Genomic DNA, 18809 nt, shown 5'->3' on the forward strand with positions numbered 1-18809 from the left:
TTTTTCAATCAAATGGATCGTATGAATAAGCAAAATCAGAAAGATATCCTTGCCGCTTATCTAGAGGAAACCTTAGCTAACAAAGGAGTTGCTTTAGATGAAAAAACGCTCAATTTAATAAACGAGAACATTCAACTTAAAGAACGACCTCTGCCAGAAAACGAACAGCGCCGGCTACTGAAGTTGAGTGAAGATACTTCAGGGCAAAAGAAAGCGACTTCTATTAAGCTTACCAACTTAATGGAGTTGTCGATACGTGATATATTGTCTTTTATAGCAAAAGAAGTCGAGATTCTTTTGTTCAGTGATTCAGAAAAACAGGTTGTTTATGCGCTCTTTATGCTACTTTTCGAATTTTCTCCTAACCTGAAATTCATTGCCGTACACTTTTAGCTCGGCAAAAAGTTCATTGAAAGTTTGGAAAGAGAGACAGAAAAAATAAGGGTTTTCTGAGATTTTAAAAATCTTTGCAGAAAACCCTTTCAAAATGCCGTTCTGCAAAGATCTAAAAAATGGTTGATAAAGCATCAATCTGAGGTTCCACAAGGCAACGCCTTGCGTCGATTAACCGTCTTATCTGGTTTATTAGGTGCCTTAATCAAAGGTGGCCGGGCATCTTTATCAGAGTTGGGCCGCCATATGGAAGACCCCACTGACCTGGAAAGTCGGGTCAAGAAGGCCAAGCGTTGGTTGCAAAATAAGTGGACCGATGTCACGGTACACTTTATACCCTACCTTCTTCCGATTCTCCACTCTCTGAGCAAGGCTGGAGAGTTAGTTCTGGCCATCGATGGCTCCTGTGTGGGCAAAGACTGCATGGCGCTGATGGTCAGTGTAATCTGGCGCAGGCGAGCCATTCCCATTTGTTGGGTAGTTCGTAAAGCTCCCAAAGGCCATTTCCCGGAACACATGCACGTGGCCATTATCGGTCAAGTGGCGATGCTTATGGACAGTATCCTGGAACAGGATTGCCGGATTTTCCTGCTGGGAGATGCCGAATTCGACGGCTGCGAGTTGCAACAGTCTTGTTTGGCTCACGGTTGGGAGTACGTGCTAAAAACGGCGAAGGATACTTTGGTAGCCGATCATCCGAACATGGAGAATGCTTCGGCTTTTGGCCATTTGGCCGCAAGTATCGGTCAAAAAAGCTTGTTCCTGCCCCAAATGTATGTGACTAAGCAAGGGTTTGGGCCAGTCAATGTCTTGTTCTGGCATGACCGGACCCGATATGACCGACCTTTGTATCTGTTGACCAGCTTGGAATATGGCCCGCAAGCCGAAACATATTACCGAAAGAGGTATCACATTGAAACCTTTTTCGGCGATATCAAATCTCGCGGATTCCACATTCATAAAACCAGGATTGAAGAGCCTCAAACCTTGTTCAATCTCTTGATCGTGGCTAGCCTGGCTTTCATCATCTGTATCTTGTTCGAGTTTGATGCCCGAACCTCAGCCCAGTTGGGTAAATTCTGCCGTAAAGACCGAATCGATAGCTTGTCCGTGTTTCAGATTGGACTGAGGGCTGTCCGATTTTATGTCAGGCATGCTTTAAATCTTTCTTTCCAATTTTCAAAGAACTTCCCGTAAAATAAAAGTGTACGGCAATGAAACCTGAAATATACTTTTGAAGAACAAGAAGCCGAAGTGCTTTTCGCCATCGCCCGCCTGGGGAAAAAGGAATTTACAACGAAAGAAGTAGATAAGGCGTACCAAGAAGCCATCCAGAAAAGCCTGCCGGAAGACCGCCTTGAAGCCAGCCTGGAAAAACTGGTGCAACTGCGCGTGTTACGCCGTACGGATGTAAAAGCGTACGAGCTAAAAGAAAAGATTAAAAACCTGAAGCGATAGTATGCCACAGCCGGAGATATATGAAGAGCATTTACCGGGAGGTGTGTCGTTTGAGATGATCAAGGTAGAGGGTGGCACCTTTGAGCGTGGAAAAGAAAAGCAAGTTGTCACTGTTCTTGATTTTTATATTGGGAAATTTCCGGTAACCCAGGCGGTATGGACGGCGATTCTGAAAGAAAATCCATCACGCTTTAAAGGTGAAAATCATCCGGTGGAGCAGGTGAATTGGAAGGACATACAGGTCTTTTTAAAGAAATTGTATGGTTTTACCGGGAAAAAATATCATTTGCCTGGCGAAGCCCAGTGGGAGTACGCGGCTCGGGGAGGAAGACGTAGCGAAGGATTGCAATATGCCGGCAGTAATAAGCTGAAGGAAGTGGGGTGGTATGGCGAGAATAGCAATGGTCAAACGCAGTCAGTTGGTCTTAAACTACCCAATGAATTGGGCATTTGTGACATGAGTGGTAATGTGTTTGAGTGGTGTGCGGATTACTGGCATGATGGTTACGATAGCGCCTATGGAGATGGTGGTGGTTCTTGGGTAGCAGAAGAGAATAACCATATGAGAGTGGTTTGTGGTGGATCTTGGGTTAGCATTAGTGATGATTGCCGACCCTCAAACCGCTTCGTGGACATCACGGATCACTCTAATAGTAGTATCGGCTTTCGTCTTTCTTGGCATTCCACGCAGGAGCCATAATTAGGAGACAAAGTCTGAGCAAATGAAGATATTTTAGAGTTAAGTATTTCCACTTACCAGCCCTTCACATTCATCAAATAGCTTAACGAATGTTTCGGCGGGTAAAAGCGTTCGAAATTTTTGAAAATTAGTGTATGGACTATACAGAAATACTGCCGGATGGAACCTGTTTTGAAATGGTGTGGGTGGAGGGTGGCACTTTTGAGCGTGGTGCAGAAAAGCAAGTTGTCACTGTTCCTGATTTTTATATCGGAAAATACTTGGTGACACAGGCAGTATGGAAGTCGGTCATGAAAGAAAATCCAGCACGGTTTAGAGGTGAAAATCGACCGGTAGAGAATATCAGTTGGATCGATACACTAAAGTTCGTCAACAAGATTAACATATTAATGAATAGAGGATTTCGTTTACCAAGCGAGACTGAATGGGAGTATGCTGCACGTGGAGGAAAATTTAATCAAGGGCTACAACATGCTGGAAGCAATAAGTTGAAGGAAATAGGCTGGTATAGAAAAAATAGTGTTGGTCAAACACAACCTGTAGGCCTAAAGTCACCCAATAAATTAGGCATATATGATATGAATGGTAATCTATGGGAGTGGTGCGCGGATCACTGGCATAAAAATTATGAAGATGCTCCTTTAAATGGTAGTGCCTGGGTAGAGGGTCGATTAATGGATGAACGAGTAGTTCGTGGAGGGTCTTGGTATAGCATTGAAGAAGAATGCCTGTTATTAAAGCGTTATAATGATTTCAAGAATATACGGGATGACCTTATTGGCTTTCGAATCGTTCGGAATTGATGCTTAGTTGTTTTTCAATTATTGTATTTTCTAGATAAACTCAGTGAATGCCGCAATCTTTTTACATAGAGAAGCTGCCGGACGATACCTCATTTGAGATGGTGTGGATAGAAGGCGGGGAATTCATGATGGGAAGTACGCCCAAAATACAATACCTGCCATCTGTCAGGAAACAGGTACGCGGCTTCTACATGGCAAAGCATTTGGTTACACAGTCACTTTGGTATAGCATCACGGGTGAAAATCCATCCTTTTTTAAAGGAGAAAATCAACCGGTAGAGCAAGTGAGCTGGTACGATGTACAGGCATTTCTTAAAGCGCTCAACAAACGTACAGAGAAGCAGTACCGCCTTCCAACAGAAGCGGAATGGGAATTCGCAGCAATCGGAGGCGTATACGCTCAGAAGCTGAATTATGCCGGCAGCAACAGACTTAAGGAAGTAGGTTGGTATGATAAAAACAGTCAAGCTCAGACACACCCGGTGGGACTTAAGTTCCCCAATCAACTGGGACTTTACGACATGAGTGGTAATGTGTGGGAGTGGTGTGTAGATCACAGATATAAACACTCAGATGGATCGTCACAAATTATTGAAGAAGCTGTAGCCCGAGGCGGTTCTTGGCTTATTAGTGAAAATTTATGCCATCCATCTAATCAGACTTGGATCAATACACGAACTCGATTTAGTCATATAGGTTTTCGTCTTGCCCTTTTTTCCTCCAATGCGCTGAAACGATAGCGAAGGTAGGTAATGATAATGACGACTTTTGTTTTTTCACTCTTTTCTAATTCTTAGCGCTACACGCTGAGAAAAGTTTAAAACTCAACTCATGCCCTATTTAGAAACTCTACAGGATGGTACCTGCATTGATACGGTATGGGGAAAGAGCGTTTTATTTCCACGGTCTGGGTTTGAGGAATAGAGCGCGGGAAACCCTCCGTCCAATCAATACGCTCAATCTCACTTTGATCCTTCAGCTCAAAGCCCCATAGTCTCCCAAGAATCTCAAGCGTGGGGCGCTGCGGTTTTGAAAACCAGGGATATTTATCTCTTAACCTGATCCCATAAGAAGAATAGATGCTATCTTGAGAAAGGAAACCAACCCCGCAAACATGACCAACCCCTCCTTCTTCGACCGCCTCAATAACTGGGCCCGCAATTCCGTCACCCTCAAGCTGCTGACCGTAGGCCTGCTGGTCCTGATTTTGCTGATCCCCGCCAGTATGGTCAATTCGTTGATTATGGAGCGGGAAAGCATACGCGATAATGCGGTGGAAGAGGTGAGCGCTAAATGGGGCGGCCCGCAGACGGTAGCCGGCCCGGTGCTCTCCGTACCCTACGAGCGGGTGCTGACCAATTCGGAGGGGAAGCCTGTGACGGAGCGCGGCTATGCTCATTTTCTGCCAGACACGTTGGCAGTAGAAGGGGAGCTGCTGCCCCAAAAGCGCTACCGGGGTATTTATGTGGTGGTGCTGTACAATGCGCAGCTTGCTGTCCGAGGGCATTTCTCTGGGCTGCGGGCAGATGCGCTATCCGTGCCGGAAGAGAGTTTGCAGTGGGAAGAAGCCATTTTCACCATTGGCATCAGTGATATGAAGGGCGTGGAGGCGGCCATCGCGGTGCAATTCAACGATACCACGCTGCAGCTCGGCCCGGGGACGGTCACCAATAACATCTACAGTTCCGGGGCAAGTGTGCCTTTTCCTCTGCCTCGGGGGGCTGACAGCAATATCAGCTTCGCCTACGATCTTAACCTTAATGGCAGCACTGACCTGCACTTTACGCCTTTCGGCAAAACAACTACGGTACAGCTGTCTTCTACCTGGACGGCACCGAGCTTCGAAGGTGCCTTCCTGCCAGACGAACGGGTGGTGAGCGACAGTGGCTTTACTGCCGATTGGCAGGTGCTGCAGCTCAACCGCAATTATCCGCAGCAGGGCGTGGGGCGTTTTGTGCAGAGCAATGATCAGGATCCCACTTACTACGGCACTGATCCAGTCCGGCGCATGGCCAGCACCTTCGGTTTGAAGCTGCTCCTGCCCATCGATGAGTATCAGAAGACGATGCGGTCGGCCAAGTACGCCATTTACTTCATCTTATTGACCTTCCTGACTTTTTTCTTCATCGAAATCCTCAACCGCAAGCGGCTGCACCCGATTCAGTACCTGCTGGTGGGGGCGGGCATTGTGCTGTTTTACATCCTGCTGTTGTCCTTCTCCGAGCACCTGAGCTTTGATACGGCTTACTGGATTGCCTGCACGGCCATTCTGCTGCTGATCACCGTTTACAGCTACTTTATGCTGCGCAACCGCAAGCTGACCGTCATGGTCTTTGGCATTCTGGCTATTCTATACGGCTTTTTCTACTCCATCCTGCAGTTGCAGGACTACGCTCTGCTAATGGGCAGCCTCGGACTGTTGCTCATCCTGGCCGTCATTATGTACCTGACGCGGAATGTGGATTGGTATGGGTTGAAGCGGGAGGAGTGAGCTTAGGGGCAGTAAGCCTGATTCAAAAACACCGACAGATGAAATACGAAGAAATATACCAAAAGCTCAAGAAAAAATACACCGACGAGGAAATCGCAGAGTCCATGTTGATCCCCGCTGATTTGACTTCAGAGGAAGAAAAGCAAATGGCAGAAGAAATGAAAGCCATCCGACTTCAGCGGCTCAGAGAAGTGACGGATCAAGACCGGATCCTGGCGGATGTCATGCGGCTCCGGTTTCAAATGGAGCGCTATGTCAATACCGGTGTATTTTCTTTTGACAAGACCTTTGGCAAGTACCTTGAAGAGTATATTCGAATCTTAAATAAGCCACGGAAGGACTTTGCAGAAGATCTGTCCATCCATTACACAAAATTGAGCAGGGTCATCAATGATAAAGAAGAGCCAAATATCGGAATGGCTTACCAGTTAGAAAAGCATTCAGGTTATTTGATTAATGCAAGATTGTGGTGGAAACTGACCATTAAGAAACAGGAGTTTATCATTGCTCAAGATGATACAACGAGAAAAGAGGAGCAAAAAAAAGTAAGCAATGCACTGAGGGCTTAGCAAACCACTTTCCAGCATACAAATGAGGGGCTGTGGTACGCCCTTCTTTTTCAAGCCCCCCACTACTGCACCCCATTATCCAGCATATAGTCGAGCTGCAGCGCGGCACTGATCAGCGCCAGGTGCGTGAAAGCCTGTGGGAAGTTGCCTACCTGTTCTCCGTTCAGGGCGATCATTTCTGAGAACAGGCCGAGGTGGTTGGCATAACCAAGCATCTTCTCGAAGTATAGCCTGGCCTTCGTAACCTGACCAGCCTTGGCCAGGTTTTCAATATACCAGAAGGAGCAGAGTGAAAAAGTGCCTTCTTCACCCTCTAGTCCATCCTTAGCACCGGCGGTAGTGCGGTAGCGGTAGATGAGCGTATCGGCGGAAAGCTCCTCCTCGATCGCCTTAAGCGTGGATTGCCAGCGCTTCTCATAGGGGCTGAGCAGGCGCACAATGGGAATGAGCAGGGCAGAGGCATCTATGACATCCGAGCCCCGGGCTTGCGTGAAAGCCTGCTTGTCCTCGTTCCAGAAGTTGTAGTAAATATCTTCGTAAATCTCATTGCGCACCTTCCGCCACTTTTCCTTGGGCGCCGGGAACGACCGGTCGCGGGCGATGCGGATACCCCGGTCCAGCGCCACCCAGCACATCAGCTTGGAATGAAGAAACTCCTGCTCTCCGCTGCGTACTTCCCAAATGCCGTGCCCTTCGCGTTGCCAGTTGTCGCTCACGTAGTCAATAATTTCCCGGAGCTCCTGCCAAAACTCAAAGGTGATGGAATTATCGTAGCGGTTGTAGAGGTAAACGGTGTCGATCAGCTCCCCGAAAATGTCCAGTTGGTACTGTGTGGCGGCGGCATTGCCAATGCGCACCGGTTGGCTGCCCCGGTAACCTTCGAGATGCTCCAGGCTCTCCTCCTCCAGGCTGTCCGTACCATCCACCCGGTAGACCAGGCGCAGATTGCCGGCATGGTCGAGTTCCTTGCATCGGTCAATAATCCAGTTGATGAAAGCCTGGGCTTCATCCCGGAACCCCAGCCGCAGAAAAGCGTACATGGAAAAGGCCGAGTCCCGCACCCAGGTATAGCGGTAATCCCAGTTGCGTTCCCCACCGATCTCCTCGGGCAGCCCAAAAGTAGCGGCGGCTACCGTTGAGCCATAACGGTAGGAGGTGAGTAACTTGAGCGTGATCGCTGACCGTCGTATAGTGCTTTGCCAGCGCCCCTTGTAGGTGGTCTGATTGACCCACTCTTCCCAAAAAGTCATGGTCTGCTGCAGCAGCTCTTCCTGGAAAAAGCGGACCGGCCGGGAGACAGCGTCCCGGTCTTCCACTGCCTCCATCACAAAAGTGGCCTGTTCGCCTTCCTGCAATTCGAAGGTGGTGTAAACGCCATCCTCCCGGACCTCCATGGCGGTATTGCTGCGCAGGCGGACAGACAGTTGGCACACCGGATTTGACAATAGCACAGAAGTTGTCGATTCCTGCTCAATGGCCGGCGCTTCCCGCCCGTAATCGAAGCGGGGAGCGCACTTTAGGTTAAAGGTCAGTTTACCGCGGATGCAGTGCAGGGTGCGGACCAGCGCACAACCCTCTTCCTTGTTTTTTACCGGCATATAATCCGTCAGTTCCGCCATACCGGTTTCGGACAGGAAGCGGGTGAGTAATATAGCCGTATCCGGAAGGTAAAGCTGCTTGATGCGGATGTTGTCATCTGCCGGGCAAATCTGGAAACTGCCGCCTTTTTCCTTATCGAGCAGCGCTGCAAACAGGGTAGGGGAGTCAAAACGGGTAAAGGGTAAGTAGTCAATCGAGCCTTCTCTGGAAACGAGGGCTACGGTATGAAGATTACCAATAACACCGTAGTCTGCAATGGGAAGGTAGGCTGGGTTGCGCTTTTGCTGTGTACTGTCCATACTTCACTAACGCATCCCAGCCCGATTTGCTCAAAATGCATTCGCGGCTTCAGGCACGGGCACCGCCGATAAGGCCTGGCCGAGGTCCCGGATGAGGTCATCTGCATTTTCTACGCCCACCGATAAACGCACGAGCTGATCCCGTATGCCCATGGCTTCCCGTTCTTCTGGGGGGATACCGGCATGAGTCATGCTTGCCGGGTGCTGTGCCAGGGATTCGGTGCTGCCCAGGCTAACGGCCAGCTTCACCAGCTTCAGGTGGTTGAGAAAGGCAAAGGCTTGTTGTTCCCCGCCCACAATATTGAAGGAAAGCATAGCGCCCGGTGCTTCGCATTGGGTTTGGTACAGGCGGTAGGCTTCTCCATCTGCTTCCGTGAGCAGCCCGAGGTAATTCACGTGCTCCACTTTCGGGTGGTGGCTGAGGAAATCCGCTACTTTCTGGGCATTGGCGCACTGCTGTTCCATTCTCACCTTGAGGGTTTCCAGGCTGCGCATCAGCAACCAGCCGGTCCAGGGGCCGGCCATATTGCCAAGGAAAGTCCGCAGAGTTTTGATGGGCATCATGACCTCCCGGCTGCCCAGGCAGGCACCGGCAATGACATCGCTATGCCCACCGATGTACTTGGTGGCAGAGTAGAGTACTAAATCGGCACCATGCTTCAGCGGATGCTGCCAGAGCGGGCCCATGTAGGTGTTGTCTACGGCCACACGAACCGGGCGGTCTTCCGTACCTAATGCATCTGCAATTTGCCGCATGCCCCGGATGTCGATCTGGGTATGGGTGGGGTTGGCAGGCGTTTCAATGTGGATCATAGCCAGACGGTCGGCCCAGCCTTCTGCCCGGGCACGGCGGATGATGGCATCAGGCGTTTCCGTAGGTTGGAAACCTTGTATCTCTACGCCCCAGCGGGTGAGGACTTCGGTAATAAAGTGGGAAGTGCCCCCGTACAGCGGCTTACTGTACAGCAATACATCGCCTGGCTTCAGAAAGGCAAGCATCGCCGTGGAAATGGCAGACATACCGCTTTCGAATACAGCACATTCTTCGGCCTCATCCCAAAGGCATAGCCGGTTTTCGAGAATCTCCAGGTCTGGGTTGTTGAGCCGGCTGTAGATGAGGCCCGGCGCTTCTCCCTGATCGGGTTCCCGAAGGCCATAGGCCAGCTCGAAATAAGCTTTGCCCTCCTCTGCGCTTTTAAACACAAAGGTAGACGTCTGGAAAATGGGGCATTTGATGGCGCCTTCCGACCACTCCGGTTGGTAACCGTGGGACATCATAAGGCTTTCTGGCTTGAACTTCATAATGATCTGGTTTTCTGTGGGATGCACCCGGCACCCCCAATTTAGTTAGGTTTGAATTAATGTAAGCCGCTGCGTCTAAAGATGCAACGACATTTGTCAGCAGGGCCCCCGGATGCTGTACCTGAACGACAGGCTTAACACTGTGAATCCCCTTCCGTACAAAAATAGGGCGGTCGAGAAAGAAAACCCATAACGAGGGAAACACCGGGAAAACAACACTTTTATTACCCCGTGTAAAAGAAAAAGCCTATTTTTAGGTCGAACAACATCCCTAACGATAGAAATTTTTTCGCCAATGAAAGCTTTAGATGCGATCGACCGCCGCATTTTGACGATGCTGCAGGACAACGGCAAGGCCACCAATAAGGAAATTGCCAGTGTGCTGGGAATGAGCATTACTCCTATATATGAGCGGATCAAAAAGATGGAGGACGCCGGCTACATCAAAAAGTACACCACCGTGGTGGACAAGGATATGCTGGGGTACCACCTCATGGCGTTTTGCAATGTGCGGCTCAAAGAGCATACCAAGGAGTACCTCGAACGCTTCGAGGAACAGGTTGCCGAACTGCCGGAGGTGTCAGAATGCTATCATGTTGCGGGCAACTTTGACTACCTGCTTAAAGTAACCGTGGTGGATATGGAAGTGTACCACTTTTTCATCACGACCAAACTGGCTACCCTCGACAATATCGGCCATGTGCAAAGCTCCTTCGTGATGAAGGAAGTGAAGTGGGAAATTAATGTGCCCATTGAATAGTGTCTTCCCGGACTGATCATTGAATTTGACTGCTGGCATACGGTTGAGCCGGAGCGGTATTCTTATCTTCGTCTCCGTTTTCATTGCAAATGAACCGTATGAATACCAAACAGCAAGCCAGCTTGCTCCGTACTTTTCGCAGTCTCCACCGTTACACCGGAGCGCTGCTTTTCTTTTTCTTTTTCTGGATTGCCGTTTCCGGTCTTTTCCTGGGCTGGAAAAAGCACAGCGGCGGGGCTATTCTGCCCTCCACCCAGCGCGGTACCTCTCAAAGCCTTACGGAATGGATGCCTGTAGACGAACTCGCCAACCGGGCCATAGCCGCATTGGAAGCGGCAGACCCACAGGCCGGCACTACAATTGACCGCATGGACCTGCGGCCCGGAAAGGGTGTGGTCAAGGTGCGCTTTGAAGGACATCATACCGAAGTGCAGGTGGATGGCGCCACGGGCGAAGTCCTGCAGATGGCCACCCGCCACTCCGACTGGCTGGAAGCCCTGCACGATGGTTCTATCGTTGAAGGCCCGCTTGGCATCGGAGGCGGCTACTTCAAGCTCGTCTACACCACCATTATGGCCCTGGCGCTGCTGATCTTCACAATAACCGGCTTTTGGCTCTGGTACGGGCCCAAGCGTTTGCGGGCAGCCAAACGCCACCGAAAGCCCCGGGATTAAAACACAATTGAAATAATCCGCCCTCAAATTTTCGCACTTTCCCGAAAAAGCCTATCTTTGCATTCCGTTTTAAGAAGCTAAAGTAACGAGCGCAATGAAAAATGATCTTCATCCAGATAACTACCGCATGGTAGTGTTCAAAGATTTCTCTTCCGGTGATTCTTTCATCACACGGTCTTGTGTGGCTACAAAGGATACCATCACTTGGGAAGACGGCAAAGAGTACCCACTGGCCAAGCTGGAGATTTCCGCTTATTCTCACCCATTCTTTACGGGTAAGATGAAGTTTGTGGATACTGCCGGCCGTATCGACAAGTTTAATAAGAAGTTCGCTAAGACGCGCTTCGCAAAGCAAAAAGAGCAGGAGGAGCAGGAAGACTAGGTCTTCTCAGGCGCTCGCCGCTCGCAGAGGGGTAGTTTTGCAAAATATGCAAAGCTACCCCTTCGTTTGTTATTTCTGTCTCCAAAATGGTGGAAAGCTTGGTCCGCCTCTATATATTTGCCGCATAACCCTAAGGGACGGGAACAAAATAAACTGGTCCGTTTTGGGTTTTGCGTCCCGGTTAACCTGGATGCAAAAGCCTAAAGAAAAACGGTCTGGCTTATTTCCGTCAAACTACTAAATGCCATTATGCCCAATATTATTCTCTTTGACAACGAAGTCCGTGACCGGCTCCTGCCGCTGACCTTTACCCGCCCGGTGGGAGAACTCCGGATGGGGATACTGACTATTCGCGAAAAATGGGAACGCTGGATGGATGCCCCGGTTTCCTACATCACACAGGATTACCTGGCGGAGCGCTTCGAAATTGAGTACGGCAAAGACAATTACATCATCAATGGATCTGTACTGCCTTCGCCTCAGCTGGTCCGCCTCATTAAGCAGATGGACTACAACGAGGCTTACCTCCGGGGGGAAGAGCTCATCGTGGCCAAACTGGATGAGGAGCAGATCAGCCGCCTCATTAGTGATGACGACATCAGCGAGCTTAATGGGTTCGATCTGGAGGGGACAGAGTACCTGAAGATCGATTACCTCTGGGATATCTACCGCCATAATCAGCAGGCCATTGCCGAAGACTTTGAGCTGCTTACCAAAGGGCGCAAGTCTGCCCCCCTGAGCGCGAGCAATCGGGTAGTTGGTGATCCGAAGCAGATTTTCCTGGAGGAAGGCGCTAATGTGGAGTGTGCCACCCTGAATACGGTGGACGGCCCCATCTACTTCGGAAAAGACAGCCTGGTGATGGAAGGCTGTATGATCCGGGGCGGTTTCAGCCTGGGCGAGGGCGGCATTCTGAAAATGGGCGCCAAAGTATACCGGGGCACCACCCTTGGCCCCGGTTGCAAAGGAGGAGGGGAAATCAACAACGTGGTCATGCTGGCCAACAGCAATAAAAGCCACGAAGGCTACCTCGGCAATGCCGTTCTCGGCGAATGGTGCAACATCGGTGCCGATACCAATGCTTCTAACCTCAAGAACAACTACGATGAGGTGCGGGTATGGAGCTATGAGGAAGAGCGCTTTGTGAAGACCGGGCAGCAGTTCTGCGGCTTATTCATGGGCGACCACTCCAAAACGGGGATCTCCACCATGCTCAATACCGGTACGGTGATTGGGGTGTGTTCCAATGTATTTGGTGAGGGTTTCCCGCGTACCTTTATCCCTTCTTTTGCCTGGGGCGGCAAGCAGGGCTTTCAGACTTACCGTTCCGACAAGGCCTTCGAGACGATGGACCGGGTGATGGAGCGCCGGGGGCACACGCTTTCGGTGCAGGAGCGCCTCATTTTGCTGCGGGTCTTTGAAGACACCCGTCAGTACCGCAAATGGGAAAAAGAAGACTGATGGAGGTTCCCCGCTGGAAACGATGGCTGTCTTACCTCACGGAGGTGCATGTGGAGAGTGCGCCCAGCGAGGTCAATCCGCATCTGTATGTGAGCATGCGCAACGGCCGGTATCAATTGTCTACTGCCAACGCCATTTACTCCTACGAGGACTTGTACACCAACTTCCTGTATGCCTTCCGGCAAATCGACTTTGCCCGCCTGCTTGGCCGGGAAGTGCTGCTGCTGGGGCTGGGGCTGGGTTCGGTACCGCTGATGCTGGAGCGCGTCTTTAAGCAGGATTTCAGCTACCTCGCCGTTGAGCTGGACCCCCACGTCATCTACCTCGCCAACACCTATGCGCTGAGCGGGCTGTCCTCCCCGGTCACCACCATCTGCGCCGACGCCTTTGCCTATACGCAGCAACTGGACGAAACCTTCGCCCTCATCTGTATGGATATCTTTCTGGATGACGTCATCCCCGCCGCTTTCCTAACTGCCTCCTACCTGGAAACCCTGCGTGGCCTGCTGCAACCGGGCGGCGTGCTCCTCTACAACTGCCTCTACCGCAACCCGGATGACAAGCGGGATACGGAGGCCTTCTACACCAACATTTTCCAGCAGGTCTTCCCCAATGCCACTTCCCTGGATGTCCAGGGGAACTGGATTTTGGTGAGTGATGGGGGCGTGGTGGGATGAAAAGCGGTTTTTTTTTTGCAATTACATTAGCGAGCGCTGCCTGAGCATGGATTTGACCATAGCTACAGGCTTGATTATTAGCTCGATATCTTTTCTTCCATTTGTAATTGCCGAAAATCTGCTCTGTCTTTTTTTGGGGAAAGTGTCACAAAAAAGTTTCCGGAGCCTTCTTATCTTTAGGGTGACAATAGGATAAGCGCTTATTCTTTATCTCTCAAGTTTTAAACACTGAACAATGAACTTGCTTAATCTTTCGCGTGGCGCTGTTATTACAGAAGTCACACACACATTCCATCCGCCGAAGCCAATAGGCGAAGGAGGACACACACACACACACAGCGTTCTTAAGTTTCTGCTAGCAATAGTGCTCTTGTTTATAATGACTAATGCTTCCTCTGCTCAAAGAGAGGGCGAAACAAATAGCTATAGAGCTTGGTCTACCTGTGATAGCTACAATGGATTTTTTGATAAGGAGGCATTAGAAACAATGGAGTATATTTCTGATACCATTTATCCAAGTGGCCGGATGATAATCAGAGCTGACCACTGGCACGAGCTGGGAGGCCTGGATAGCATCAGCAGTATGATGGGATTGAATAATGATTATAGTTTTCAGCTGGTAAAAACACAAAAGAGCCGGGGTGACGATGGGATCAGTTATTACCGTTATCAACAATATTATAAGAACATCCGGGTTGAAGGGGGAGGATTCACGATTGCTGCTCTGGCTGGGCCAGGTACAGGTCCTGAAAACCCCTGTTTAGAAGTGAAAATGCTTTTTCCGTTTGTTGCAACAGAGGTGCACTCGATAGACCCTATTCCATTGAGCTCGATTTCAGTGGCAAATACTCTGGGGAATTACTATGTAGCCCAACCTCAGGCAAGCCTGTCTGTTTTAGATGCCAATTTGAGCATCTGGCCCAATCTTCTTAATGATTGTGCTTACTATCTGGCCTGGGATGTTAACTATATTATTGATGGTGAAAGCAAAAGGGCATGGGTAGATGCCAAAAACGGGACGGTACTTAAAGTAATCGACGGATCAATGAATTTGGTTGCTCCTATGGAAACACCCGGATATGGGCAACTTCCTGGAAACACCAATGATTTGGATGATTCGTTTGACGGATCAGTAACCCGGCTAATTACTGAAAACCTGGATACGGAGGTTAGAACTTATGATTTTGGTGGAAATATGCAGGCAAGACCTTTGGGCATTAATCTCAGTGAATGGCCTGACGCCTTTATACCGTCAACTAACCTCCTTCAGTGGGACGGGACTACAGCCTCTCCTCATGTTTATCAAGCTCATTTTGCAACGACGGAGTGCGTAAAAGTTTTCTCCTCCTCTTTAGAAATAGATTTTGGCACGGTCCGGGTTGCTGTGGATGAAGAGGATAACGCAATGGCTTTCCGTGAATCCACTGATTTTAGTTCTTTTATAGCTTTAGGCTTCTTAGGAGGGTCAACTACGGCTATATTTGATATCGTTGCCCACGAACTAGGTCATTGCTATATGTTTGGGGAGTCGCTGGAATATACAAATGCAGGAAATGAATCCCTTCACGAAGGTATCGCAGATATGTTTGGTACCTATGTCGAGTCCGTTATACAAGGCACAGTCGATTGGGTAATAGGTGATGATGAGTCGGCTGTAGCTACAGAAGTAAACAGAGACTTAGCCAACCCTGAGTTCAATTGTTTTTCGGATGTTGAAAATTTACTCCAACAACACACGAGGTCCACTCCACTTAGTCATTGGTTTTTCTTGGTAAGTACAGGAGACCCCGCTCTGGGCATCAACTCACTGGGCATGGAAACGGTTTTAGGCTATATCATGGATGCCCTGGCAGCGAATTCCTCATTAAGCGATTACAGCGACCTTAAAGATGCGGTTTTAGGGGTGGTTGAATTGCAACATAGTGTATGTTCGGAAGAGTACACTTCGATCGCTAGAGCATGGAATGAAATCTGTGTGGGTAATACACCTATTTGTCCATACACTATAACTGGAAACACTATTGTTTATGAGGAAAACAATGTCTTGTCGTTATGTATAAATGGAGGGATTCCTAATGCTACGTACAGGTGGTATGTTCCTGGAGATGCGAACTGGACGGCTAACGGTCAGTCTGGTACGAACTTATTTGAAGGCACTTGTTTATATGTAACTCAATTTGATAATTACCCTTATTACCCTCAATTCTTTAAAATTGACGTATATTCTCCTACAGTAGGCCCCGCATATAATCAGTCTATCACGGTGACGTTAATTGACCGCGACGGCGATGACCCCACTTGTTGGGAATACTATGATAGCCTGCAGCCATTGATGCATAATAATGAAGGGCAACATGAGAGTGCTGCCGAACAGCGCCTGGATAAAGCCTGGCTCACCATAGATCAAAGCGTTCCACAGCAATTAGTGTACTGGATTAAAGGTTTCGACATCATGGGAAGGCTGGTTTATGATGGGCTCTTCAAAGATATAAGAGATGAAGGTCTCCCCAGCCGATACGGCATGCTAATGTTGCAATACTTTGACGAAAATGGAAAATGGTTAGGTACGCAAAAAGTAATGCCTAACAGATAGCGGAATGTTTAGCACATAAAGTTAAAAGTGCCCTCCTGGTTTCCAGAAAGAACGAGTAATGCATCTCTGCACCCTCTTTTCAAGGGGAGGAGCAATTTCGGAGATCAGGAGGGCTAAAAATATAGCCATGAAACAGGACTTCAAACGTACCTTTACTGCCTTACTCCTACTGCTCAGCGTAAGTGCCCTTGACGGGCAGACCTACTTCAGCCTTCGGCTGAGTGGAGGGTTGACGGATATAAATAAAGGAGCGTTCTTCCAGGGCGACCCTGCGACCACCACTTATAACTGGAATTTCGAAAATCAGGTAGTGGAGCATTGGGCATTTGGGCTGATGGTAGAACATCAGTTGGACGAAAAACTTTTCCTTGCCTGGACTAATACCTATTACCCCAATCGAGTCTTCGAGGTTTACTGTAATGGAGTTGCTCCGTGTAATTTTTTTCGTTTTGATAGTTGGCGTACAGATTTAGCTGTTAAACGTTCATTTGCAGATGCGGTTTTGTTAGGAATGGGCCTTGGCTTAAACTATATTCATAACCCTGAAATAGGTAGATACAGTAGTGGAAATTATTCCAAAGTATCTCTCAATACATTCAACGGTGCCTACTTTGAGTATACAGCCCAAATGTCGCTGGCTTATTGGTATAAGAGATATATGATAGAGGTAGCTTACTTTAAAGGTTTTGGACACAGAGGTATAGACCGGGAAATGCTCCGCCCGATCAATGAGCTTAATCTTACGCTGATCCTTCAGTTCAAGGCGCCGTGGTCTGGTAAAGGGCGCAGGGGTATGGAGCTTCGGTTTTGAAGGCTTATTTTATATAATCCAAAGGCTAGTTGGGCAGGTTGCATTGCCTGACCCCACTTCCCTGGATGTCCACGGGAACTGGATTTTGGTGAATGATGGGGGCGTGGTGGGGTGAAAAGCGGTTTTTCCCGTGCTGGTAAATCGGCGAGCGTTACCTGAGCAGCATTTTAGTCGTAGCTACAGACCTGATTATGAAGGACGTATTTGTTTTTTCAGGTGCAATAAGTGAAAATCTACCCTGTCTTTTTTCGGGAAAAGTGTCACAAAAAAGTTTCCAGAGCCTTCTTATCTTAAGGGTGACAATGGGATAAGCGCTTATTCTGATCGCACATTTTTAATATTGAACTATGAATTTGGTCAATCTATCGCGTGGATCTGGTTGTTAGTCACAATTGTACTGGTCCCTAACGAAAGATCAATCTGAATCTTTGTTCTAAATTTTGGTAATATGTAAAATTAAAACCATGAAAAACATCATTCTTTTAAGCTTTTTAAGCTTTTTGATATACTATAAAGTTAATGCTCAAGCCGACTTTATCGAACCAATGTCGAAAGATTTATTTCTTTCTGATAACAATCGTGCAGCGTTATTTTATGAGCAGGAAAGCAACCCCAAACATTTAGAGGTAAAGCCTATAAAGATGAATGATCTTTGGAGTTTTCAAAATAATGGCTCATTTGAATTTAGTTTGCCTGACATTGAGACACCGATTTATGCATTTGCGAAAAGACCAAGACGCTATTCAGATAGGGATTACATTTGGTCAGGAGAAATTTATAGTGAAGAGGGGCAATTATTAGGGGATGTTGTATTTGCTCAAGAAAAAGACAAAAAATTTGGGCGCATAAATATTGGGGACCGCCGGTTTATTATTCGCGATTTGGGTACAGAGTTAGATGATGACCAGGTTCTAATAGAAATAGATAAAGAGAAAGTAGTAGGGCGTTGTTATCAAGATGAAGTTTTTGAAGAGGAAGACGTTTTAATGGGGCCAAACGATGGTGACAATGAAGAAGTAGAAAGCTGTGATGCAATAATAAGCGTATTAATACTTTATTCACAAGAAGTACTCGACGCAGGGATAGATTATGAGCAAGAAGCAATACTTGGGGTAGCTGACCTAAATACTGCCCTTGCCGAATCTGCGATTCCTAATACCAATGTCTCGGCTGAAATTGCAGGGTATGAATTGTTGGAAGGATATATTGAAGATGATAATGGCCTTATAGTAAGAAGTAATTTAGCTGAAAATGAGAATATTCCAGCCCTTAGAGATGAATATAATGCCGATTTGGTTGTCTTGTTCCAAGTCATGGATTTCTTTTCAGATGGTGTGCAACTAGGCGGAATTGCAATGATAAATGATGGCCGATTCACAGATGGTGTACCAGACGTGAATATGGTTTTTAGTGTGATTGATACAGAAGCTCCGTCAGATATTTTTGCCCATGAAATAGGACACTTACTTGGCTGCCGACATTTAAAGGAAGAAGACCCACACGGATTTGCTAATGCTTATGAAATATGCACATTGCCAATATCTGGTGAGGGGCAAAATTTTTGTGCCCAATATATGAGTACTGTCATGGACGGGAACGCTGATGTAAGCAGGGTATTGAGATTTTCTAATCCGGAAGGACTTTATCAGGAATTTGCCACTGGGACAGATGATCATAATAATGCTAGAATGATAGCCCAGACAGCTTGCCCGATTAGTTTATTTGGAGGTATGGTGGAGGGCGGATTTGCAGACCCCCCATTTAATGCCAATGCCACTGGACCATTGTATATTTATCACGATAATATCGGTTCTTTTACTTATTCCTCTTACTATGA

Annotated in this window: 18 protein-coding genes; 16 read left to right on the forward strand and 2 right to left on the reverse strand. The window is 48.1% G+C overall.

The window, feature by feature from the left end; all coding sequences use genetic code 11:
• The first annotated feature begins 21 nt into the window (after positions 1–21).
• From IX84_RS14455 to IX84_RS14490, 8 genes are all read left to right on the forward strand, one after another.
• Complete coding sequence (locus IX84_RS14455) at positions 22–393, forward strand: hypothetical protein (RefSeq protein WP_044222083.1); 372 nt, start codon at positions 22–24, stop codon at positions 391–393.
• A gap of 123 nt (positions 394–516) precedes the next feature.
• The gene (locus IX84_RS14460) at positions 517–1590 is read left to right on the forward strand and encodes a transposase (protein WP_044217682.1); all 1074 of its coding nucleotides are present in this window, start codon (positions 517–519) and stop codon (positions 1588–1590) included.
• 57 nt (positions 1591–1647) lie between these two features.
• Positions 1648–1851, forward strand: coding sequence for a hypothetical protein (locus IX84_RS14465; RefSeq protein WP_044222086.1), 204 nt, complete (start codon positions 1648–1650; stop codon positions 1849–1851).
• A 1-nt stretch (position 1852) separates the two neighbouring features.
• Complete coding sequence (locus IX84_RS14470; RefSeq protein ID WP_044222089.1) at positions 1853–2551, forward strand: formylglycine-generating enzyme family protein; 699 nt, start codon at positions 1853–1855, stop codon at positions 2549–2551.
• A 134-nt stretch (positions 2552–2685) separates the two neighbouring features.
• Positions 2686–3354: a formylglycine-generating enzyme family protein gene (locus IX84_RS14475; RefSeq protein ID WP_052516018.1), complete on the forward strand. Its 669-nt coding sequence runs from the start codon at positions 2686–2688 to the stop codon at positions 3352–3354.
• 47 nt (positions 3355–3401) lie between these two features.
• Positions 3402–4094 (forward strand): formylglycine-generating enzyme family protein, encoded by a 693-nt coding sequence (locus tag IX84_RS14480; RefSeq protein WP_052516019.1) that lies wholly within the window; start codon positions 3402–3404, stop codon positions 4092–4094.
• 374 nt (positions 4095–4468) lie between these two features.
• Complete coding sequence (gene creD / locus IX84_RS14485) at positions 4469–5845, forward strand: cell envelope integrity protein CreD (RefSeq protein ID WP_044222092.1); 1377 nt, start codon at positions 4469–4471, stop codon at positions 5843–5845.
• Positions 5846–5883: 38 nt separating this feature from the next.
• Complete coding sequence (locus tag IX84_RS14490) at positions 5884–6414, forward strand: hypothetical protein (protein ID WP_044222094.1); 531 nt, start codon at positions 5884–5886, stop codon at positions 6412–6414.
• A gap of 62 nt (positions 6415–6476) precedes the next feature.
• Here IX84_RS14490 and IX84_RS14495 read toward each other — a convergent pair whose 3' ends face one another.
• Together IX84_RS14495 and IX84_RS14500 are read right to left on the reverse strand one after the other, a co-directional pair.
• On the reverse strand, positions 6477–8312 hold the full coding sequence (locus tag IX84_RS14495; protein ID WP_044222097.1) for a glycoside hydrolase family 15 protein: 1836 nt from the start codon (positions 8310–8312) through the stop codon (positions 6477–6479).
• 30 nt (positions 8313–8342) lie between these two features.
• Positions 8343–9614, reverse strand: a complete 1272-nt coding sequence (locus IX84_RS14500; RefSeq protein WP_044222100.1) for a cystathionine gamma-synthase family protein — start codon at positions 9612–9614, stop codon at positions 8343–8345.
• A gap of 295 nt (positions 9615–9909) precedes the next feature.
• Between IX84_RS14500 and IX84_RS14505 the strand changes: the two genes are divergently transcribed.
• From IX84_RS14505 to IX84_RS14540, 8 genes are all read left to right on the forward strand, one after another.
• A complete protein-coding gene (locus IX84_RS14505; RefSeq protein WP_044222104.1) occupies positions 9910–10374 on the forward strand; it encodes an Lrp/AsnC family transcriptional regulator in 465 nt (154 codons plus the stop codon).
• A 98-nt stretch (positions 10375–10472) separates the two neighbouring features.
• Entirely contained in the window at positions 10473–11048 is a 576-nt protein-coding gene (locus IX84_RS14510) for a PepSY-associated TM helix domain-containing protein (RefSeq protein ID WP_202965252.1), read from the forward strand.
• Positions 11049–11142: 94 nt separating this feature from the next.
• Entirely contained in the window at positions 11143–11430 is a 288-nt protein-coding gene (locus tag IX84_RS14515; RefSeq protein ID WP_044222109.1) for a type B 50S ribosomal protein L31, read from the forward strand.
• A gap of 249 nt (positions 11431–11679) precedes the next feature.
• Complete coding sequence (locus tag IX84_RS14520) at positions 11680–12891, forward strand: GlmU family protein (protein ID WP_044222112.1); 1212 nt, start codon at positions 11680–11682, stop codon at positions 12889–12891.
• Positions 12891–13568: a spermidine synthase gene (locus IX84_RS14525; RefSeq protein ID WP_044222114.1), complete on the forward strand. Its 678-nt coding sequence runs from the start codon at positions 12891–12893 to the stop codon at positions 13566–13568. The genes IX84_RS14520 and IX84_RS14525 overlap by 1 nt, the downstream gene beginning before the upstream one ends.
• A gap of 235 nt (positions 13569–13803) precedes the next feature.
• Positions 13804–16161 carry a M4 family metallopeptidase gene (locus IX84_RS14530; protein ID WP_044222117.1) on the forward strand — a complete coding sequence of 786 codons (2358 nt, stop codon included), beginning with the start codon at positions 13804–13806 and terminating at the stop codon, positions 16159–16161.
• Positions 16162–16288: 127 nt separating this feature from the next.
• Positions 16289–16972, forward strand: a complete 684-nt coding sequence (locus IX84_RS14535) for a hypothetical protein (RefSeq protein ID WP_152605068.1) — start codon at positions 16289–16291, stop codon at positions 16970–16972.
• A 464-nt stretch (positions 16973–17436) separates the two neighbouring features.
• Positions 17437–18809, forward strand: a 1373-nt coding sequence (locus IX84_RS14540; RefSeq protein WP_044222123.1) for a reprolysin-like metallopeptidase, incomplete at its 3' end; no start/stop codon positions are given.

The sequence above is a fragment of the Phaeodactylibacter xiamenensis genome (genome assembly GCF_000759025.1).
Lineage (GTDB): Bacteria > Bacteroidota > Bacteroidia > Chitinophagales > Saprospiraceae > Phaeodactylibacter > Phaeodactylibacter xiamenensis.